The organism is Ruegeria sp. B1 (genome assembly GCF_056535885.1).
Genome location: NZ_JBQFJA010000001.1, coordinates 4,060,660 through 4,080,608 on the forward strand (window position 1 = coordinate 4,060,660; position 19,949 = coordinate 4,080,608).

The 19,949-nt window shown below is 58.8% G+C and carries 20 protein-coding genes and 1 riboswitch; of the genes, 10 read left to right on the plus strand and 10 right to left on the minus strand.

The genetic code is table 11. The annotated features are described in order from the left end of the window. Positions 1-28 precede the first annotated feature (28 nt). Entirely contained in the window at positions 29-1,444 is a 1,416-nt protein-coding gene (locus ACR3ES_RS20150) for an aminotransferase class V-fold PLP-dependent enzyme (RefSeq protein WP_170429320.1), read from the minus strand. A gap of 102 nt (positions 1,445-1,546) precedes the next feature. On the opposite strand from ACR3ES_RS20150, the gene ACR3ES_RS20155 reads away from it, so the two are divergent. Further along, complete coding sequence (locus tag ACR3ES_RS20155; RefSeq protein WP_170429317.1) at positions 1,547-2,008, plus strand: Lrp/AsnC family transcriptional regulator; 462 nt, start codon at positions 1,547-1,549, stop codon at positions 2,006-2,008. A gap of 60 nt (positions 2,009-2,068) precedes the next feature. Here the strand turns inward: ACR3ES_RS20155 and rpsD are convergent, their stop codons facing one another. The 7 genes from rpsD to ubiT all read right to left on the minus strand — a co-directional run bounded on the left by rpsD (position 2,069) and on the right by ubiT (position 8,576). Next, positions 2,069-2,689 (minus strand): 30S ribosomal protein S4, encoded by a 621-nt coding sequence (gene rpsD / locus ACR3ES_RS20160; RefSeq protein ID WP_170429314.1) that lies wholly within the window; start codon positions 2,687-2,689, stop codon positions 2,069-2,071. A 218-nt stretch (positions 2,690-2,907) separates the two neighbouring features. Continuing rightward, complete coding sequence (locus tag ACR3ES_RS20165) at positions 2,908-3,429, minus strand: hypothetical protein (protein ID WP_170429311.1); 522 nt, start codon at positions 3,427-3,429, stop codon at positions 2,908-2,910. A gap of 410 nt (positions 3,430-3,839) precedes the next feature. Then, positions 3,840-4,964 (minus strand): SufD family Fe-S cluster assembly protein, encoded by a 1,125-nt coding sequence (locus ACR3ES_RS20170; RefSeq protein WP_170429308.1) that lies wholly within the window; start codon positions 4,962-4,964, stop codon positions 3,840-3,842. A 30-nt stretch (positions 4,965-4,994) separates the two neighbouring features. Beyond that, complete coding sequence (locus tag ACR3ES_RS20175; protein WP_480424314.1) at positions 4,995-5,705, minus strand: ATP-binding cassette domain-containing protein; 711 nt, start codon at positions 5,703-5,705, stop codon at positions 4,995-4,997. A gap of 483 nt (positions 5,706-6,188) precedes the next feature. After that, positions 6,189-7,109 (minus strand): ubiquinone anaerobic biosynthesis protein UbiV, encoded by a 921-nt coding sequence (ubiV, locus tag ACR3ES_RS20180; protein ID WP_480424316.1) that lies wholly within the window; start codon positions 7,107-7,109, stop codon positions 6,189-6,191. Between the two features lie 5 nt (positions 7,110-7,114). Then, on the minus strand, positions 7,115-8,116 hold the full coding sequence (gene ubiU, locus ACR3ES_RS20185) for a ubiquinone anaerobic biosynthesis protein UbiU (RefSeq protein WP_170429302.1): 1,002 nt from the start codon (positions 8,114-8,116) through the stop codon (positions 7,115-7,117). Between the two features lie 10 nt (positions 8,117-8,126). Then, entirely contained in the window at positions 8,127-8,576 is a 450-nt protein-coding gene (ubiT, locus tag ACR3ES_RS20190; RefSeq protein ID WP_170429299.1) for a ubiquinone anaerobic biosynthesis accessory factor UbiT, read from the minus strand. Positions 8,577-8,764: 188 nt separating this feature from the next. Here ubiT and ACR3ES_RS20195 point away from each other — a divergent pair, with 188 nt between their 5' ends. Beyond that, positions 8,765-9,181, plus strand: coding sequence for an Rrf2 family transcriptional regulator (locus tag ACR3ES_RS20195; protein WP_170429296.1), 417 nt, complete (start codon positions 8,765-8,767; stop codon positions 9,179-9,181). Here the strand turns inward: ACR3ES_RS20195 and ACR3ES_RS20200 are convergent. Further along, the gene (locus ACR3ES_RS20200; protein ID WP_170429293.1) at positions 9,157-9,678 is read right to left on the minus strand and encodes a DUF2478 domain-containing protein; all 522 of its coding nucleotides are present in this window, start codon (positions 9,676-9,678) and stop codon (positions 9,157-9,159) included. The genes ACR3ES_RS20195 and ACR3ES_RS20200 overlap by 25 nt on opposite strands. Before the next feature lie 11 nt (positions 9,679-9,689). After that, on the minus strand, positions 9,690-10,907 hold the full coding sequence (locus tag ACR3ES_RS20205; RefSeq protein WP_170429290.1) for an NnrS family protein: 1,218 nt from the start codon (positions 10,905-10,907) through the stop codon (positions 9,690-9,692). A gap of 260 nt (positions 10,908-11,167) precedes the next feature. Beyond that, a riboswitch (cobalamin riboswitch) is annotated at positions 11,168-11,373 on the plus strand. Between the two features lie 149 nt (positions 11,374-11,522). On the opposite strand from ACR3ES_RS20205, the gene ACR3ES_RS20210 reads away from it, so the two are divergent. The 8 genes from ACR3ES_RS20210 to ACR3ES_RS20245 all read left to right on the plus strand — a co-directional run bounded on the left by ACR3ES_RS20210 (position 11,523) and on the right by ACR3ES_RS20245 (position 19,905). Further along, complete coding sequence (locus ACR3ES_RS20210; protein ID WP_170429287.1) at positions 11,523-13,391, plus strand: TonB-dependent receptor domain-containing protein; 1,869 nt, start codon at positions 11,523-11,525, stop codon at positions 13,389-13,391. 2 nt (positions 13,392-13,393) lie between these two features. Continuing rightward, positions 13,394-14,221: an ABC transporter substrate-binding protein gene (locus tag ACR3ES_RS20215; protein WP_170429284.1), complete on the plus strand. Its 828-nt coding sequence runs from the start codon at positions 13,394-13,396 to the stop codon at positions 14,219-14,221. After that, positions 14,218-15,201: an iron ABC transporter permease gene (locus ACR3ES_RS20220; RefSeq protein ID WP_170429281.1), complete on the plus strand. Its 984-nt coding sequence runs from the start codon at positions 14,218-14,220 to the stop codon at positions 15,199-15,201. The genes ACR3ES_RS20215 and ACR3ES_RS20220 overlap by 4 nt, the downstream gene beginning before the upstream one ends. Continuing rightward, positions 15,198-15,965: an ABC transporter ATP-binding protein gene (locus ACR3ES_RS20225; protein WP_170429278.1), complete on the plus strand. Its 768-nt coding sequence runs from the start codon at positions 15,198-15,200 to the stop codon at positions 15,963-15,965. The genes ACR3ES_RS20220 and ACR3ES_RS20225 overlap by 4 nt, the downstream gene beginning before the upstream one ends. Then, on the plus strand, positions 15,953-16,609 hold the full coding sequence (locus ACR3ES_RS20230) for an adenosylcobinamide amidohydrolase (protein WP_480424319.1): 657 nt from the start codon (positions 15,953-15,955) through the stop codon (positions 16,607-16,609). Before ACR3ES_RS20225 ends, ACR3ES_RS20230 begins: the two co-directional genes overlap by 13 nt. Beyond that, on the plus strand, positions 16,602-17,603 hold the full coding sequence (locus ACR3ES_RS20235; RefSeq protein ID WP_170429275.1) for a DUF6925 family protein: 1,002 nt from the start codon (positions 16,602-16,604) through the stop codon (positions 17,601-17,603). The genes ACR3ES_RS20230 and ACR3ES_RS20235 overlap by 8 nt, the downstream gene beginning before the upstream one ends. A gap of 266 nt (positions 17,604-17,869) precedes the next feature. Beyond that, positions 17,870-19,672, plus strand: a complete 1,803-nt coding sequence (gene cas9, locus ACR3ES_RS20240) for a type II CRISPR RNA-guided endonuclease Cas9 (protein WP_480424321.1) — start codon at positions 17,870-17,872, stop codon at positions 19,670-19,672. After that, on the plus strand, positions 19,669-19,905 hold the full coding sequence (locus ACR3ES_RS20245) for a hypothetical protein (protein ID WP_480424323.1): 237 nt from the start codon (positions 19,669-19,671) through the stop codon (positions 19,903-19,905). The genes cas9 and ACR3ES_RS20245 overlap by 4 nt, the downstream gene beginning before the upstream one ends. Positions 19,906-19,949: the final 44 nt, after the last annotated feature.

Genomic DNA, 19,949 nt, shown 5'->3' on the forward strand with positions numbered 1-19,949 from the left:
CAACGCGTTGAGAAAAGCGGCAATTCCCTCAGGCTGCTTTGAAACGAGCCGTCGCCGGATCCGCATTATAGTAAGGCGCGAACTCCTCGGTCCGGCGGGACAGGTCATTGACGCTGTCGATTATGAACTGAACCGTCTCCGCGCTCATCAGATAGGAGAAGTTCAGACGGACCCAACCAGGTTTCTTCATCTCTTCTCCGGCAGACAATGCCGCATGCAGGTCTTCGGATGTCTTCTGGTCGATACCCAGCAGACGGTGCGCATAGGGACCTGCGCAGGCGCATCCGCCACGCGCCTGAATTCCATAGATATCGCTGAGCATACGTGTGAAAAGCTGCTGATGGACCGGTTGTCCAGCCGTATCACACACCAGAAAAGAGTAGATCGGCAGACGGTGCGGGTTGTCAGCGCCCAGCAACGTCAGATGTGGATTGTCTTGCCATCCGTCCAAGGCCATACGGTTGTACAAGGCCTCGCGCCGGGCAATCTCGCCCGTACCAACGACGTCCTTGATTATGAAGGCTAAGGCGGCACGAATGTCGCCGATGACATTCGGTGTGCCGGCCTCTTCGCGCGCCGACAGATCTTCGCTGTAATCATGCCGCCAGGGCGAGACAAAGCTGACAGTACCGCCGCCGGGCCAACTGGGGCTGGTACGCTGAACGGCCTGTTTGTTGACGATCAATACGCCGGAGGCACCGGGACCACCCGGGAACTTGTGCGGGGATACGACGATGGCATCCTTGCGCGCGCCGTCCTCGCCCATTTCCATGGGCAGGTAAGGACCACCTCCGGCATAATCCCAGACAGCAAGCGCACCATGTGTCTTGAGAACCCGTGTGACAGGATCAGGATCGGTGATGATCCCAGTAACATTGGATGCGGCCGAAAATGACCCGATCACCAGATCGGCATCCGCGTGCGTCCGCAGCGCACTCTCTAAAGCCCGCAGGTCAACACCACCCTCTGCCGCCTCGGGAATCTCGATCACCTGCGCCTTGCTTTCGCGCCAGGGCAGTATGTTTGAGTGATGTTCATAGGGCCCGATCAAGACAATCGGTCGGTCAGCCTCCTCCACCCCCAGTAGACTGACCAACCGATTGAGACCCGCAGTGGCACCGGACCCGGTAAAAATCACCGCGTCTTCTCCCCTCGCGCCGACAATGCGGGCAATTTCCGCGCGCGCCTCGCGCCGAAGCCGGGTCATGTAGGACCCGCAGTAGGAGGCTTCGGTGTGGCTGTTGGCATAAAACGGCAAAACATGTTGTGCCACAAAGTCTTCGACCTGCCGCATGGCGCGGCCCGAAGCGACGTAGTCCGCGTAGACAAGCGGGACATCCCCATGCAGACCCGGGATCAGAACATTCTCTCCGATCAGCCCGTCGCGCAGCGAGGAATTGTGAGTAGAGGACTGGATTTCCGCACGAAACTTGGACAGGGTCATAACATCGGCTCCTTACTGTGCCACCAATGTGATTGATGTATAGCGCACAAACCTCACCTTTCTTTGCGTAGATTTCTAAAATTTTGTGTCATATGATGAGTAATGGAACGGAAAATAGATCAGATTGACACACGCATCCTGAAGGAACTGCAAAAAGACGCCACCCTGTCGCAACGCGAACTGGCCGACCGGGTTGGCGTGTCGCAAAACGCATGCTGGCGTCGGCTCAAAGCCTTGAACGATAGCGGAATACTAGAGGGTTCATCGGCGCGCATTGCCCGCGAAAAGCTGGGTCTAAGCCTCGTGGTGTTTGTGATGCTGCGAACCCGACATCATTCGACCGACTGGCTGAAGGCATTTCGCAGTCATGTCCTGACCATTCCCGAAGTGGTGGACTTTCACCGCATTGGGGGGGATTACGACTATCAGCTAAAGGTCGTGACGCAGGACATGGCAACCTACGACAAAGTTTATCAGCGTCTGATCGAAAAGGTCGAGTTGGACAGCGTCACCTCGTATTTTGCGATGGAGGCGATCGCCGAAGGGCGACCGCTCCCTCTGTAACGTGCAATAAAAAAAGGCCGCGCAAACCGCGCGGCCCAATCTATCCGGTGTCGGCGAAGATCAGTTCTTCGCGTAGAATTCAACAACCAGGTTCGGCTCCATCATGACCGGGTACGGCACATCGCCCAGCGACGGAGCGCGCACGAAGGTTGCAGTCATTTTCGAGTGATCCGCATCGATGTAATCCGGCACATCACGCTCTGCCAGCGCGGCGGCTTCCAGAACAACGGCCAGTTGCTTGGACTTGTCGCGCACTTCGATCACGTCGCCTTCCTGAACGCGGTAGCTGGGGATATTGACCCGCTTACCGTTCACTTTGACGTGGCCGTGGTTCACGAACTGACGTGCTGCAAAAACGGTCGCGACGAATTTGGCACGATAGACGACGGCGTCCAGACGGCGCTCCAGCAGTCCGATCAGGTTTTCACCGGTGTCGCCTTTGACGCGCTCCGCTTCAGCGTAGATGCGGCGGAACTGCTTTTCGGTCAGGTCGCCATAATAGCCTTTCAGCTTTTGCTTGGCACGCAGCTGCAGACCAAAGTCCGACAGTTTGCCTTTGCGGCGCTGGCCGTGCTGGCCGGGGCCGTATTCGCGGCGGTTGACCGGGGATTTTGGACGACCCCAGATGTTTTCGCCCATCCGGCGGTCGATTTTATGCTTGGCAGACGTGCGTTTGGTCACGGCTGATCTCCTTCGTTAACTCGAGGCCCTGCGGGCCACTATGAAGGGCGTTGTCCTCTTGAGGTTTCCCCCATGACAGGCATCCCCTTGCAGGGGCCACCAACACCAATGAAGCCGCGCTTATATCCGGAGAAATGGCAGAGTCAACAGATGGTGCAAAGTTGTCAGAAAATTTGCAGCTACCCGGATTTTCCGGACCCGGACCAAACGCTGATCAATCAGCCTTGGTGAAGCGGCCGCGGTGAATTGGTTGCGACGAGGCGGCCGTCATCGACCCACGCGTCCTGTGTCTTTGCCATGCTTGGAAAGGCGATGACGGTGGCACCCGTTTCGGTTTCGACATCGCGGCGCATCTCAAGCTCGCTGACTTCGCTGATCCAAAAATCCTGGTCTCGGGGAGGAAAGCTGTCCTCAAACACCAATGTCGGGATAATTTCGTTGTCTTCAACGATAAGGGCTGCGGTAAAGCTCTGCGCCCCGTTGGTCATCACAACAGACCCGCTTTGACGACCAGAAACCTCGTTTGTTGCGGCAAAACGATCCGTCGCACGCGCGGTAAACCCATCGGCATAGCCAGTCTGCCCAATGCTGCACACCACGCTTGTGTCAAGCATCACGGCCTGCCCACGCCAAGACCACGCCGCACCAACGGCAAGTGAGGCCAAGGGAGCATTCTCAAGCCCGTCAATCTCTGTTTGCGTCCATGATATGGCTGCGCGACCGTTGTATCCGGTTGTCATCTACCCGCCCGTACCTTTCAACACCCCACCGTTTACTCATTCATGCTTATCAGCGCGGATTCCGGCGGAAAAGAGACGGAAATGCAGCATTCACAAGATTGTTGCAGAACTGAATCAGGTACAATCTGGGCGCGCGCCAGACCGATCTCTCAAATACTTTGGGTCTTTAACTCTGAAAGAGCGCCAATAAGACCCTATGCCCAAGCAGGATCTATTGCTTTAGGCTCAGGAAACCCAGCTCTGCCTGAATGGCGGATCGGTACCTGAGTCAGACCCCCAAATGCCCCGGAGCGGCATCAGCGACTACCTGAAAGTCTGACACCCAAAGCGACGTTTCATCCATTCAGTTGAGAGTGGTCCTAGACACTCTCCTGATGTTAAAACTATTGTGCCTTTAGCGCCTGCCCATGTCACATGCCACCGGATTTTGCGCTTGCAACCAAATCCACTATGCGGGCCCGAAGTCGGGATGGAATGGCGTCGCTTTCGAGCGACAGGAACCCCTGAACGATCAGATTACGCGCGGTGTCCTCGTCCAGTCCGGTTGCCATAAGATAGTTCAGCTTGTCGCTGTCAATCATGCCCACGCTTGCCTCATGGCTCAACATCGCGCCCTCCGCCAGGGCCTGAAGCGCAGGTACTGCAGTAATCTCGCCGCGATTTGAAAGCTTAAGCCCGTCACAGCCCAGGAAGCCGTTTGTTTCCGTCGCTTCGCCCACAAGCCTTGCGTTGTTGATGATGGTTCCGCCAGCGGAAACCATCCGCGCAACGTCTTCGGACTTTGCACCGGACCCTCTGAGAAAGGTCTCGGTTTCTATTACCCGCTCAGTCCCTTCGGCGGCAAAAATGATCGCCTGACTGACGGCATTTGTGTCATCCTCAAGATATGTCGAGGACTGACTGAACTGACGAGCGACGGGCGCCATCATTATCGCCGTGGACTGGCTGCGCACCCCTGCATCCATCTGAGTATAGCCGTAGGAATAAACCTGCATGCCCGTGCCCCAATGCTCGATCGAGACGGATCGGCAGGACGACCCCTTGCGCATATAGAGTTCGCCGACCGAGATATGGCGACCTTTATGAACGTTAGTGGGCACGGCGGAGCCCGAGATCATGTCAAGCTCGGCCCCTTCATCAATCAGAGTGACATCGTGAGTAAACTGCCGCCCCTGCGGGGTATTCAGCAACGTAAAGCTTTGAACAGGCAGTGTGACCTTTGCACCGGGTTTGACCCAAATGAAGTGACCCAGCGGATCGTGCATGTGCTCGGCCACCATTGCAATGTGGTCATTGCGGTCAGGCGAGACCAGCCCAAACATGAGGTCCTGAACGAAATCGTAAGTGCGCAATGCCTCGCTAAGCGGCAGTATTTCCACGCCCGGATCATTCGACTGCACAAATCGCATTTCAGTATCGGCCAGAATGCTGGTTGCCGCGCGATCACCTAAATCTCCGAACCCGACATCCATGAGAATGTCGCGTTCTTCGTTACTCAGATTGAGACCTGTTGTGTGATCCTTAGATCCGGTCATGTCACGGTTTCCTTAATACTATGTTCGGGACTAGTCTGCGGGAACGGTATAGCCATCGGTTTGCACATGTTTGAAAAGCGCCTGCGGATCGCCAGAATGCAGGATGCGGCCGTCACGCATGATATGCGCGCGATCCGCTTTCACATGGTTCAGGATCAGTCCGGTATGGGTGATCACAAAACCCGAGCAAATACGGCCATGCTGGTCAGGTGCGCGAACCACGCGTGCGATAGCATCGCCAACCGCAGTCACATGTTCCAGATCGACACCGCTTTCGGGCTCGTCAAACAGCAGAAGCCGGGGGTCCTGCAGGACAAGTTTCAGCACCTCCCAGCGTTTGATTTCACCCCCCGAGAAACCAACATTCATGTCCCGGCCCAGGAAGTCTGTTAGATCAAGGGCATCCGCTTCGCCGTCAAGCCGGTCTTCCGCACCAAGCGCATTAGCGAAACTACGCACTGTTACGCCATCAAGGCTTGGGGGGCGCTGATAAGCGAGGCCAATGCCCAAACGCGCGCGTTCATGCAGGTCCATATCCTGAATCGCATTGCCGTCGAACCAAATCTCACCCGATGTAATCTGAAATGGTGGGAGCCCCATGATCGCCGCCAACAGACTTGATTTACCGGATCCGTTTGGTCCCAAAAGCACATGCAATTCGCCATCCGGCAGCGTTAAGTCAACGCTGTCGAGGATTGTTCTACCCTCAACTGAGACGGTGAGGTTGCGGACATCCAGCATCCATGCCTCCATTTCTGACAAGAATAGTAAACTTTTCCTTACCGAACAGAGATATGATTCAAATCAACTAAAGAAAGGGACTTTGGAATTTATCGGCGGGACAGGCCCGATCCCTAGGCACCGTCATGGAGAATGAAGCCCTCTCAGCCAAACTGCCTCGTTGGTGCCGTGTCAGACACGAAACCGTTCTGCGGGATCTCGATTAGCGATTGGAGGTTAATCAGATCCGCTTTATCGCCGATCCTATCTATCCACTGTTAATTGAGTTCAAGCCGCTCCGACACATTGCACGGCGAAAGGCTCCAGCGCTTCAAACCGGCCTTGCACAACTCTCATCTGCGCGCTTGGATACGAAGATGCATGGCTGCTTTCCTGGTGACCAAAACGCGGCCTGCATTGCTTGGCCATAGCGGTTTTTTGATTGCAAGATCGCTGTCTGCTACCTCGTGCGCATTGGGTTAGCCGCCAAACTCGCCAGTTCCGCTAGGCCTGCTGCGCCCGGGTCGCCATTTCGATGCGTCTGTACCCCGCTTGGCCGTGGTAGAACCCATTGCTGAATTCAGTTTCACCGCAGAGACCGCGCAATGCCGTATCGGCACGATCCGGTTCCAGCCGCCCCTCCAACGTGTCCCGAAAGATGCTGGAAACGGCGACCATATCCACGTTTTGTGGCTGCAGACGAAGGTGGCTGACGCCATCGGCCACCAGCATCCCTATTTCTTGCAGCAACGAGACATAACATTCGGATTGAGTCTGAATCCCGTTCACACGCAGGATCGACCGGTCATCCGTGGTGCGGAGCGGCATTCCATCGGCATCGTTCTCACAGACGAACTGGCAGTTGTCTTTTGTCCGGTCATGCGCGCGCGCGTGATAGCAGCGCGCCGAAACGGCCAGCGACGTACGGCCGAAAACCTGCACTTCAACCCCCAACCCAAGGGTTCGGGCCTCACGCGTGGCCGCAGCGATAGCCTGGGATGGCATTTCGGGCGGCAGGCAAATATGCCGCGCGCCCTGCCGCGCCATCCACGCGATGGTCGCCTCGTTATAAGCGTTCATAAACGGACCGATGCGGTGTGGCTGCGCGCCACGTTCGTAAAGACCGGCGGCGTTATTGAGTTCGACTTCGGGTGTTGTCATGGCGGCCAGGTCGGCCGTCGCTTTGCGCTCGCGTTTGAGCATGACCTCGGCCAGCGAGGACAGGATCACAGTCTTTCCCGCGCGTTCCAGCCGTTCAATGGTTTCGGGTAAATCGGCCTCGTGAAACGGTGCGCGTTTGGAACAGATGACCTCGCCCAGGTAGACCTCATCCACCTCAGCCTCATCGGCAATGCGAGCATAGAAGTCGCGCCGTGTTTCGGCAGACCAGTGATAATAGATTGGACCCAGCGTCAGTTTTGCCATCGCACTCACCGCCATTTCTTGGTTTCGAACGCGCCCTGGGTTTGCTTCTGACCTTCTGTCAGAGCTACCAGATCCGCGATATCCGCTTCGCGGCCCGCAAGAATATCATCGACCGCCCGGCAAAAGGCCGAGACGACGCCGCGCACATAGGATTTCGACCGCTGCCGGCCCTCGATCTTGAAGGCATGCACACCAGCGTCCAGCAATTCGGGAAGAAGGCGCGACAGGTTCAGGCTGATCGGCTCTTCGAAAGCATAGTAACTGCCAGACCGATGAGGCGCCCTGTATCGGCCCTTGCAGATGGTCGGATAGCCCGCTTTTTCGTCCGCGCTGAAACAGTCGATGGTAAAGCCGCCAAGCTGGCTGGACATCTCTCCGGTGTCCTCGTTGCGGATATACTCCACATCCGACGCGGGTGAGCAAACCCCATCCATATTAGTGGATTGTCCGGTCAGATAATTGGTCAGGCTGCATCGCCCCTCAACCATCAAACCATGGTTGCCAAAGATGAAGGTTTCGATCTCGCAGGGGATTTCTTTCCTGATCTGGCGGATTTCCGGAATGGTCAGAATACGGGGCAGCACCACGCGCTTGACCCCGAAACTCTCGCAATAATAACGGATGGCCTCGGGGCTTGAGGCCGCCGCTTGCACCGACAGATGCAACCGCACTTCAGGAAAGGTCCGTGCGATGTAATCCGCGACGCCCATATCCGCGACAATGAAGGCGTCCACACCGGCTTGCGCGCCCAGATCGGCAGCCTCGCGCCAGAGACTGACCTTACCGGCAGGCGGATAAGTGTTCAGGGCCAGCAGCACCTTTGCCCCCCTGCTATGCGCGTAAGCCGTAGCCTCGGCCAGTTCACCGGGCGTGAAATTCAGCCCCGGAAAATTCCGCGCGTTGGTGGCATTCTGAAATCCGCAATAGACGGCGTCGGCACCGGCATCGACGGCCGTGCGCAGGGCAGCGGGCGTACCCGCCGGGCAGATCAATTCTCCTAGGCTCATCTTGGTCCTCTCAGGTATAGCTGCGCCGCAACCGGGCGAGAATAGCGCGCCCGGGCGGTCCGAACAGGTCGGCGGCTTCTTCCGCGATGGATCCATCTACATCGTCCAGCGCATTGCGCAGGCGCACCACCGCCTCGGTGTTTCCGGTGATCGTTAGATCGCGTGAAAAAAAGGCGGCGTCGCCGTCTTCGTCCGCGTCCAGAAGCTGCAGCAGCAACAGAAACTTCCCCTTGATGGATGCCCCGGCTACCGGCAGCGCATTGCGCGGAACGGCCCGAAAAACCAATGCGTCCGGATTAGGCCTGAGATGCAGAGCAAACGGGAATTCGGCGGGATCAATTACAAAATCGGTTTTTTGATGTTCGCCCAGTCGGGAAAACATCGACGGATGCTCTTTTGCGATCCTGTGGACCACTCGGGTCAAGAGGGGCTGCGCTACGGTGCAGGCGATGCGCGCCACTGCACGGGATCCTGGTAACACGATGTGGTTTCGGCTTTTTGTCTCCATAGGAGTCATGGCACACTTACCTTTGTGGGTTCTGCCAGTTGCACCAACCGAGGCTTCTTTCGATATGATCGGTTTGGTAGTAACTTCGGGACCTACGCCTTGCGAATGCGCATTGGAAATACCAAATCGAGGTTGCGACGATGCGTCTCACGTCTTTTACGGATTACGGCCTACGAATTCTCATGCATGTGGCGAGCCACCGGGATCGTCCGTTCACAACCGCGGAACTCGCCACTGAGCTGCAGGTTTCAAGAAACCATCTGGCCAAGATTGTTTCCCGGCTGGCGTCAAGCGGTCTGTTGCAAACGCGCCGGGGCGGCGCGGGCGGTCTAACGCTGGCTCGGCAGGCCGATGACATTCGCTTGGGCGATGTCGTCGCGCTGCTCGAATCCGACCAACCCTTGGTCGAGTGTTTCGCGGTTTCCGGAAGTTTGTGCACATTGCTGCCCGGTTGCCGGCTGAAGGGCAAACTCGCTGACGCCCAGGTGGCATTTTATGCCGAACTGAATCGCAGCACTCTGGCGGATTGTCTCTACGACTCAGACATCAGATTTTGAGCCCGCGCGTCGGCCGTTGCCGCAAGACACCAATCGACGATGGCTTCAAGATTTGGTTGCAACCGTACTGCCAATCCGCCTTCAAAGGCGGCAAAAGCCGTGCCGGACGCACCAACCCCGACGACCACCGGAACATCGTGCTCAAGCGCCTTGCCGATTGCCGAGACAAACCCCCGTCCTTCGGCCTCTTCCGGTCCGAATTTGTTCAGGATGAATAAGTCCGCGGTTTCTATGCTACCGTTTTCAACCGTTGATACCGCTTCGGCGATGGCCTCGGGGTTCAGTCGGCACGCGTCCGACCCGCCACCAAGGTCTTGTGTCACCTTGATAACCGGACCGTCTGGCAAGACGGCAACCAGCATATCGCATCCGTTTTGATAACCGCTTTCATACTCCAGATGTTTGACGATACCAGCCAATGTCACGCCGCGTGCCTTCAGCAGCGATGCAGCTTCTGCCAGCAAGCGGTCGGTTTCGCCCCGTTCGGGCGAGGTCACACATGCAATCCTCAAGAACGGTCCTTTCCATCGGTATAGGCCTCATCAATGGGCAAGAGCTTACCGCTTAGCACGGGCTGAACCACCGGACCAATCAGCGCAGGCAGGTAACCGGCCAGAAGCACCAGCCAGGCCAGGCACCACAATACGGCTGAAAATCCCGTGAATTCATAAGTCTGGTTGGGGAAAAGAGGCACCGCCAACCGAAATGCCGTCGTAATCCAAAGGGTCACAAACCCAAAGACAAAACATCTGCTGGCTTTGAGATGCCCGTTTACTCTCCTGGCGGCGGCCCGGCCTGCGACCGCCATGATCCGACCCCCCATTGCCCCCATCGTCACGGCATGAAGCGCATCTGTTTTTGGGTAGCCAAACAGCTCCAACGACGTCGCCCCGATCAGTATGAACCCAAAGGGAAGCCAGGCGAAACCGACATGCATCGCCAGCAACAGCGGTTCGGACAGAACTCGTCTGGTTTGCCACATGCGCATGTCCCAAAAAACGAGCAAACCGGCAGCAATCAAAAGGAAATATGCCACCTCAACATGTTGTGCGACCAGTGCGACCAAAGCAGCCAGCGTGACCAGCGTACTCAAGCGTTTCGAAGGTCTTAAAGATGGGGTTGCATTCAGACCATATCGCCGGAGCCAGTTGTCGGTGAAGGCGGGAATGATCTTTGCCCCCACCACCTGCATCAGCAGCCCTGCGCCGATCACAACCAATTGTGCGATCGCAGCGCTTTGCCAGGCGCCGCTCGTCAGCGCTGCGGTGGTGAATGCCGCATCAGAAGCACCCAAGGCAAGAACTGCCAGCCCGAATCCCGCTTTGTTGTAGTTTCCGGCAGCAAGCGTGTACCCGAGTACAATCGCTCCCAAAAGAAGAAAGTAACTGGCGTTGATCGCCAGCAAAACCCAGAGCGGCAGAAATCCCGCACAAGCAATGGCAAACCGGGCGAAAACCCATGTGACAAGCAAAGCCGCCAAAGGCAGTCCGACCACAGGGGGCCGCTTGGTCCAGCTCGGTAACGCCGTCAGCAAGTACCCTCCCACAGCAGCCGCCAAAAAACCGAAGAACAATTCGTGTACATGCCACAGATGCGCGGGCTCGAAGAATGGAGGAGGCAACCCCAGCCACACACCAAGTGGCCACCAGGAAATGGTGAACAGAGCGCACAAAAAGGCGGCGGGAAACAAGCTCCGATAGGGCGCGGACAAGATACTTATGTTCAATGCACAACCAATCCCCTCGGGACTATCCGAGACATCTCGCCTTCCATTTCATCAATCCGGAATGTGATCAAATGAACCCCGGAATGGCGTTTGCGATAAATCGACGCGGATCGCGCGGTCACCTGGCGGTGGGCATCGGATTTGCCGCTTTGTGGCGTAGGCGCTCACCGCTTTGCCAGCCCCAAAGTCCTCATAGATAACACGCGACTTTTTCAGAGTTTTTTGACAACTTAACAATTGACAAATCACATACCTCTCAGCGAAGTTTTGCGCGTTCTGGTCCGGGTGGAAGTCCATCCGGATAATAGGGAACGGGGTGCGGCGCTTGCGCCAAATCCTCGACTGCCCCCGCAACTGTAGGCGGAGAGCTTTGTCGGTATATGCCACTGACCCCAACAGGGGATGGGAAGGCCCGGCTCAGCACTGACCCGCAAGTCAGGAGACCTGCCAGAACGATCACCCTGTCCGGACGCGGGGCGCGTCTGGGGCAACGGTCTATCCGTAGCGGTGACATTTTCGCCGTCTGCGGAGGCTAATTCCTCCAATGACCAATCTGTCCAGGCATCCTTGCGGGTGTCTTTTCCCTTCCTTTCCGAAGGGGCCATGAGGAATAAAATGAAGAAGACTGCCGTGCTGAAAGCATCGATCTCAGCAGCGCTCGTGCTTTCCACAACCGCCTATGCTCAGGAAGCAACCGACATTGGAACTGTCGTGATTTCTGGCGGGTTCACTCCAATCGAAGAACAGAAATACGGTCGCGCCGCCAGCATTGTCACCGCAGAAGAAATCGAGCAGCGCGGTATCACGACCGTCCAGGATGCCCTGCGGGCCGTGCCAGGCGTGTCGGTCAACGGCTCGGGCGACACATTCACCCAGGTCCGCATCCGCGGCGGCGAAGCGAACCATACACTGATCCTGATTAACGGCGTTCCCGCTGCTGGTGGTGACGGAGAATACATCCTGTCGGGCATTCAGACCGCCAACATCGAACGCATCGAAGTGCTGAGAGGTCCGCAGTCGGTCTTTTACGGCTCGAATGCTTCCGCAGGTGTGGTCAACATCATCACCAAAACAGGTGGGCAAGGCCGCGAATACGGCGGCACCATCGAGTTTGGGGACGGCTACAACGCGTCTGCCCGGTATTCATACCGCAACGATCTGGGCGGTGTGGCGATCGGCATCGCGCGGCTGGACGATCATGGATATGATTACTCTGGCAGCAACGGTGAAAAGGACGGAGTTGAGCGAACAACGATCGACCTGACCGGGGACTATATCGTAGCTGAAGGCCTGAGATTGGGCTTGGTATTCCGCAACTCGCTGGAAACTTATGACTTTGACCGCACCAATTTTCTTGCAAAAACCCCCAAAGCGTACGTTGTGGACGACCCCGACCAAAGCTCTGAGCGAAAAGAGCGGCTGGGACAGATATATGCCGAATACACAGCGATGGGCGGCCAGATGGTTCACCGGTTCAGCTTTGACCGGACCGACAACGAACAGACTACCAACAATGGTACACCAACAGAAACGGATCGCGACTCGGCGCGGTACCTGCTGAGCCTTGGGCTGGACGGGCGGGCGACCGATGACAGTAACCATCTGCTGAACGGGATTTTGGAATGGGAAGAGGACAGCAGCTCTTCCAACCCGGACTTTGAACGGGAAACGCGGTCTTACGCGCTTGAATACCGTGGGTCGCTTGAGAGCGGCCTGAACGTACAGGCAGGCGTTCGCTACGACGATAACAAAACCTTCGAGAACGACTTCACCTGGACCCTGGCGGCCTCTTACATGCTGCCCAGCGGTGCCCGCCTGCATGGCTCTGCCGGAACCGGGATTGTGAACCCGTCGTATTTCGAGCTGTTTGCAGACTCGTTTGGGTTCGTCGGCAATCCAAACCTGAAGCCTGAGAAAAACAAATCTTTCGATCTGGGGGCCGAAGTACCGTTTTGGGCCGGTCGTGGTCTTGTCGATGTCACCCTGTTCCACGACGATGTAACCGATGAGATCACCTCGGTCTTCGATCCGGGTCTGGGCAGTTCGACGTATGTGAACCAGCCTGGCGACAGTACCCGTCGCGGGGTCGAGGTCTCGGGAACATTGCAGGCGACCGACGCGCTCGACCTTCGCTTGAGCTACACATACATAGATGCCAAAAATCCGGACGGCACGGTCGAAATCCGGCGCCCGGGCCATGAGTTCCTGTTGACGGCAACGCAGGAATTCCTGCAAGGTCGCGGCTCGGTCACAGCAGATTTTCGCTATGTTCTGGACAATTATGACACCCAGTTCTTTGATGGTGACGGTACCCAGAAGCTGCCCAGCTATCTGACCGTTGACGTGGCGGCGCAATACGCGCTGACCGACACCGTCAAACTGACGGGCCGGATCGTGAACCTCCTCGACAAGGAGTATGCCGATGTATGGGGTTATGCCAAGCGAGGCCGCACCGCTTATGTCGGTCTGAGCGCGGCGTTCTGACCATGAAGCTGTGGCTGATCATCCTGTGTTTCCTGGCCGGCCTGACCAATATGGCCGGGGCGCAGCCGCAGCGCGTGGTGTCAATGAATGTGTGCACCGATCAGCTGGCCATGATGCTGGCTGCACCCGGACAATTGCTGTCGGTGTCCCATCTTGCACGGGATACCCGTGTCTCAGCCATGGCCGGGCAGGCCATGCGCCATGGGGTCAACCACGGCCTCGCCGAAGAAATCTATCTGCAACAACCGGATCTGGTCATTGCAGGCCGGTTTTCGACAGTAGCGACAGTCGACATGCTGCGGCGGTTGAACGTTCCCGTTGTTGTCTTTGACCCCGCCCGCTCGTTGGAGGATGTCCGCAAAAACATCCTGAGAATGGGAGAGGTTCTGGGGCGTCAGGAGGCGGCAGCAGACTTGCTTCGGGACTATGAGACCGGGCTTGCTGCCTTACAGTCTGCTGAGGCTGGCCCGCGCGCTGCGATTTATTCGGCGCGCGGCTGGACATCCGGTGAGAAGACGCTATCCGGCCAGATTCTAAAGGTCGCCGGTCTGCAAAACATCGCCACAGAGATGGGTATGGATACCGGGGGCATTCTGCCACTTGAACAATTGGTGCTGTCAGAACCGGAAATCGTGATTACCTCGCAACCGTATCCGGGCCACAGCCGGGCCGAGGAATATCTGCAGCACCCCGTTGTCGCGTATCTGCGCACCCGGTCCGGCCAGGCCTTGATGTCGGACCGGGATTGGGTCTGCGGCACCCCCTATGTTTTGCGCGCGGTCGAGGAACTAAACAAGGCGCGCAAGACCTGGCAAGAGAGCGGCGGATGACACGGTTGACCTTTATTCTGCTATGCTCTGTGGCGGGTTTGTTCCTCGTCTCGCTGGTCATTGGCCCAGCGGACGTGCCTGCCATTGATAGCCTGACCGCCCTGTTTTCAACCGACTACGGCCCGTTGAGTCTGGTGATGCGCGAAATTCGCCTGCCGCGTGCGATCCTGGCCGTGCTGATTGGTGCCAGCCTGGGACTGGCCGGTGCCGCGCTGCAGGGCTATTTGCGCAACGCGCTGGCCGAGCCCGGGCTGATCGGCGTATCGGGTTCGGCGGCATTGGGTGCAGTGCTCGCCATCTACACCGGGCTGGCGGCCAGCAGCACATTGGCCCTGCCGTTCGCAGCGCTGGCCGGGGCCGTGGCGGGGGTCACGCTGATCATGATCCTTGCCGGACCGCGCGGCGGCTCTCTGACCCTGATCCTTGCCGGGATCGCCATCTCTGCACTGGCCGGGGCGCTGACCTCGCTGGTGCTGAACCTATCCCCCAACCCGTTTGCCGCCAATGAGATCGTGTTCTGGATGATGGGGTCGCTGGCGGATCGCTCGATGGTACATGTCTGGCTGGTTCTGCCCTTCTTCCTTGTCGGTACCGCCCTGATCGCACTGACTGCCCGGGGTCTGGATGCCCTGACGCTGGGCGAAGATGCTGCCGAGACCCTGGGGATCGATCTGTCCCGGCTGCGCATGCTGCTGGTCCTTGGAACAGCGGCCATCGTCGGCGGGGGAACTGCCGTTGCCGGTGCAATCGGGTTCGTCGGCCTTGTGGTTCCGCATATCCTGCGACCAATGGTCGGGGCCAGCCCTGCCCGGCTGTTATGGGCCTCGGCCCTCGGTGGGGCTGTCATGCTGCAACTGGCCGATATCGCCGTTCGCCTGATCCTGCCCGCCCGCGATCTCAAACTTGGTGTGGTCACAGCCATTGTCGGTGCGCCACTGTTCCTGCATCTGATCTACAAAACGCGAAAGGAGTTGCTGTGACCGGCTTCGACCTGCGCGACATCGGCGTCACCCTGCGCCAGCGTGAGGTGTTTCGCGATGTCTCGCTGACGATTTCTGCAGGTGAGATGGTTGGGCTGATTGGCCCCAACGGCGCGGGCAAGACCAGCCTGATGCGCGCCGCTCTGGGCTTGATTCCCCACGCAGGCCATAGCGCAATAGCCCGTCTGACCGCGCGGGAACGGGCCGGAATGGTGGCATGGATGCCGCAATCGCGTGAGATCGCATGGCCAATCACAGTAGAGCGTTTGGTCGCCCTGGGGCGGCTGCCGCATCTTCCGCCAACGGGCACACTGCCTGAACAGGATCGAGCTTTGATCAATCAGGCCATCGACAGGCTTGATCTCGACCCGCTTCGCGGGCGCGCCGCATCCCGGCTGTCCGGCGGCGAGCAGGCGCGCGCGCTGATTGCGCGGGCGGTGGCGCAGGACACGCCCATTCTGATGGCAGATGAGCCGATCGCCGGTCTGGACCCGGCGCATCAGATTTCAACCATGCGCGTGTTTCGCGATCTGGCCGACGAAGGCCGGGCCGTTCTGGTGTCGATCCACGATCTGGGTCTCGCGGCCCGTCACTGCACCCGCCTGATCCTGATGGCCGAAGGTGGCCTGCTTGCGGATGGCCCCCCGGCGGATGTGCTGTCCCCCACCCTGATGGCGCGTGCGTTCGGTATCTCGGCCTGGCACGAGGACACCGCGTCCGGACCCGTATTTCAGCCTCTGGAGGTTGTCAGGTGTCCGGCCTGACGCTGGATGCCCCATGGCTGCGCTTTGACCTGGGGCAGCAGATGGAGGTTCTCAGCTGGTCAATCAACCGACCCGGCTTCGTTCGGGCGTCGCAGATTTTGTGGCGCGAGGTGCGCAACGCCGATTTGCCCGAAGGTATGGATGTGCGCCTGTGGCTGGTCAAAGAGTTGAGCCGTCGGAACAGTGAGAACGCCGTGGTGTTGCTCACGTCGCGCGCGATATCGCATTTTGTCTCAAGAACTGCCGAGGTCGGGGACATTCGGGCACAGGCGGTGGCAACGGTTGGCCTGTCAAATGGCGAGCGGGTCGGAGCCCGGGTCGATCATCGCGGCCGCGATTGGGGCACCATCAACGTAGCGGTGCGGGTTAGCACCGGACTCAGCCAAACGGCCTTGCTTGAGACCATGAGCATCGTTGTCCAAGCCCGCACCGCCGCCGTCATGGATACCAGGTTCGACCTGCCCACCGGAATCGCCACCGGCACCGGTACGGATTGTGTTGCGGTTGCGGCCCCCGCCGGATCGACCGAATTTGCCGGGCTGCACACCGACACCGGCGAGGCCGTTGGCCGCGCCGTTTACGATGCGGTCACCGCTGGAACTGCCGCATGGATTACGCAACGAAAGGAGCAGAGGAATGCTTGATCTGACGAAGGTCGCCCATGAGGCCCTGTCACAGGAAGAGACCGGCTGGAACATGGGATCATTCGGTGCCATTGCCGAGTTCCATCACGTCACAGGTGATCCCACCCCAGCGCCCGTCGAAGGACTGACACAGGTCACGTCGCGTGGCGGCGTCCGAATCGACGATCTGCACAACGTTGTGCCTGTCGCATATGAAACCCTCAGCCCGAAGCCGCATCGCTGGACTCAAGCTGTTTCTCTGTGTCTGCCAGAGGACATCGCGGTCATGAACCAGCGCGATGTGTTGACCGAACTGGGGCCGGATACCGGCGCCATACGGGCGCAGGACCGTGGCGATATCCTGTTCGACATGGGTTTGAACCAGTTTCAGGTGGATTTCTGCATTAGCACGGGGGATCAGGATCTTCTGAGCACCCTGCGGGAAAACGCCGACCGGTCTCTGTTCGAGGTCGAAAACCCGACGATGTCAGCTATTCTGGCCGCGCATCCGCATCGCGTGGCGTTGACCCGGATCGGACGTGTCGAGGTCTATCAGATGATCGGCGGCCCGGACACCAATGGCAAATCCCCGGAAGGGCCGCACACCCATGTGCTGCCCAAATTGCTACGGGCGGGGCGCACGCATTCCGCCAATACTCCGATCCCGGAGGGTCTGACCCCTTGCGCTGGTCTACACCCCGAAAACCCGGTGATCGGCCGGTTGGATGAAGACAAACCGTTCAACCGCGACGCCTTTGATGCGTTTCAAAAGCTTTTGAACGCCTGGGCACCCCAGGATTACCTGCGTGCAAAGCAAGAGGTCTGGCGCCTGCTGGAACGGGGTGTGCCCCCAGCTGAGGCATCCGAACCGGCCAGCCGTGTGGGCCGCGCTGGCTGGCGCAACGGCATTCGCCAGTGGCGCGTTTTGCATGGCGAGAGCGCGCTTCTGACCGATTGGGCAGCAGCCTTTGACCGAGAGGCCGAACTGACCGACCCGGAAAACCCGGGACACTAGCATGAGGCAGCCCACAGGTTCCGCCGTTGCCGAGCTGTGGGTCTGACCGTAGCCATTGGCCGGTGGCACGTATCGCGATGCTGCGTGATATCCGGACTCGCGATGCACCCGCTCTGTCCCGGCGGACAGTACAAACCCGAAGCCCAACAAAAAACGCAGGCCCTGGCCTGCGTTTCAATGTGGTGCAATCGAATGCTTGTTAACGGCTCGACCGCGAATTTTGAACAGCTACAATAGTTCAGCACCTGCCTGCCCGGCAACGTGAGTTGCGGCTGGACAGCGATCAGGCCGAAGCCACCGCGCACGCGCCCTTGCCCGAAGGGTATGGGCGGCTGGGGGAAACTGCAACGCGGCGTATTCTGACCGCGCTTGAGGCCGATGTAATCCTATATAGCGCGGCGGTCGCGGGTTGTGGCTGGGATCATTCCGACGGGCGCACCGGCGAGGTAGTGGAGGCCCTGCCCTATTATGGAGAAATCCTCGACCGCCACGTGATACCCGGCACCTATGATGAGAATGACGACGACATCACCCGCTATGGCCGGATCACCAACCCCACCGTGCATATCGGCCTGAACCAGTTGCGGCGGCTGGTGAACATGATCATCACCGTTTATGGGAAACCCGATGAGATCGTGGTGGAACTGGCGCGCGACCTGAAGCTGTCCGAAGATCAGAAACGCGTGGTACAGCGCGACATCAAAAAAAACACCGAGGGGGCGATTACACGCGGGCAGAAGCTTGAGGAACTGGGCGTGCCCAACACCGGCGCGCACCGTATGATCCTGCGCCTTTGGGAATCGCTGGGCGACGATGTCATGATCCGTAACTGTCCATACACCGGCCGCCGGATCAGCGCCGGAATGCTATTTGACGGCTCATGCGACATAAACCACATCCTGCCCTATTCCCGTACCCTGGATGACAGTTTCCCGAACAGAACCCTGTGCCTGCGCGAAGCGAACCGCGCCAAGGCCAACAAGACCCCGTGGGAGGCCTGGGGCGACACTCCGCACTGGGGCACGATTGCCAGCAACCTCAAGAACCTGCCCGACAACCAGGCATGGCGCTTTGCCCCCGACGCGATGGAGCGGTTCGAGGGCGAGAACGACTTTTCCGCGCGCGCGCTCAAAGACACGCAATACCTGTCCCGGATCGCGCGCAGCTATCTCGAGGCACTGTATGATGGTGGTGACGGCAAAAGCCACGTCTGGATGGTGCCCGGCAAACTGACCGAGACGCTCCGCCGTCATTGGGGACTGAACGGCATTGGACCCCTCACCGACTGCGGCAACCGTACGGTTAAAGCCAAAAACCGTACCGATCACCGGCACCATGCCATCGACGCGGCTGTCATTGCAGCCACGGATCACGGGCTGATCAAACGGATCTCCGACGCTCATCGTCGCGAGGAAACCGAAGGCCTCGAGTATGAGGCCCGCTCCACCCCGCCCCCCTGGGAGGGGTTCCGCGCCGCTGTTGCGGAACAGATCAGCAAGATCATCGTCAGCCACCGCGCCGATCATGGGCGCATCGACCTGCGCGCACGCAAGGCCGGGCGCGACAGCACGGCGGGCCGGCTGCGCAATGACACCGCCTATGGGCTTGCCGGTGGGGGCACTGTCGTCAGCCGCAAGCCGCTGACAGCGCTGAGCCCCAAGGACATCGAACTGACAACCGCGGAGCAAACATCCGCGATGCCGATCTGCGCAGACATCTGGCCAGAGTCACCAGCGGGCTGGAAGGCAAGGCGTTCGAGGCCGCGCTGGCGGCCTTTGCCGCCTCGCCCAAACTGCCCGACCAGACCGACAATCCCTATCTCGGGATCAGGCGGGTACGTATGGAGGAGACCCTGCAACCCAGCGCCCGCATCGAGGTCGATGACGCCGATGGCAAGCCCTTCAAGGCATACAAGGGCGACAGCAACCAATGTTATGAAATCTGGCGGCTGCCCGACGGCAAGCTTCGGGCGCAGGTCGTCACGACTTTTGAGGCGCATCAATCTGCAGTTGAAAAGAAACCGCACCCCGCGGCGAAACGCCTGCTGCGCATCTTCAAGCGGGACATGATCCGGATCGAACGGGATTGCGCGGTCATCACCCGATATGTCCAGTCCATGCACATCAAGAACGGCCTGTTCATCGCACCGCATACCGAAGCAAACGCCGACGCGCGTGACCGGGACAAGGACGATCCCTTCCGCTTTCTGCAAATGGGGGCCGGTCCCCTGATCAAGGCTAGGGCGCGCAGGGTCTTTGTGGATGAGATCGGCCGCCTGCGTGACCCCGGCCCAAGGCAGTAGACCGAATTTTGAGAATCCGGCGAAGAGCAATAAAATCAGAGCAT

Coding starts and splice junctions, on each gene's coding strand:
- ACR3ES_RS20175 (WP_480424314.1), bottom strand. CDS start 5,705: ATGCTGGATGTCCGCAACCTCACCGTCTCAGTTGAGGGTAGAACAATC.
- ACR3ES_RS20170 (WP_170429308.1), bottom strand. CDS start 4,964: ATGACCGGATCTAAGGATCACACAACAGGTCTCAATCTGAGTAACGAA.
- ACR3ES_RS20245 (WP_480424323.1), top strand. CDS start 19,669: ATGATCCGGATCGAACGGGATTGCGCGGTCATCACCCGATATGTCCAG.
- ACR3ES_RS20195 (WP_170429296.1), top strand. CDS start 8,765: ATGCGTCTCACGTCTTTTACGGATTACGGCCTACGAATTCTCATGCAT.
- ACR3ES_RS20220 (WP_170429281.1), top strand. CDS start 14,218: ATGACACGGTTGACCTTTATTCTGCTATGCTCTGTGGCGGGTTTGTTC.
- ACR3ES_RS20150 (WP_170429320.1), bottom strand. CDS start 1,444: ATGACCCTGTCCAAGTTTCGTGCGGAAATCCAGTCCTCTACTCACAAT.
- ACR3ES_RS20215 (WP_170429284.1), top strand. CDS start 13,394: ATGAAGCTGTGGCTGATCATCCTGTGTTTCCTGGCCGGCCTGACCAAT.
- ubiU (WP_170429302.1), bottom strand. CDS start 8,116: ATGAGCCTAGGAGAATTGATCTGCCCGGCGGGTACGCCCGCTGCCCTG.
- ACR3ES_RS20210 (WP_170429287.1), top strand. CDS start 11,523: ATGAAGAAGACTGCCGTGCTGAAAGCATCGATCTCAGCAGCGCTCGTG.
- ubiV (WP_480424316.1), bottom strand. CDS start 7,109: ATGGCAAAACTGACGCTGGGTCCAATCTATTATCACTGGTCTGCCGAA.
- ACR3ES_RS20235 (WP_170429275.1), top strand. CDS start 16,602: ATGCTTGATCTGACGAAGGTCGCCCATGAGGCCCTGTCACAGGAAGAG.
- ACR3ES_RS20165 (WP_170429311.1), bottom strand. CDS start 3,429: ATGACAACCGGATACAACGGTCGCGCAGCCATATCATGGACGCAAACA.
- ACR3ES_RS20155 (WP_170429317.1), top strand. CDS start 1,547: ATGGAACGGAAAATAGATCAGATTGACACACGCATCCTGAAGGAACTG.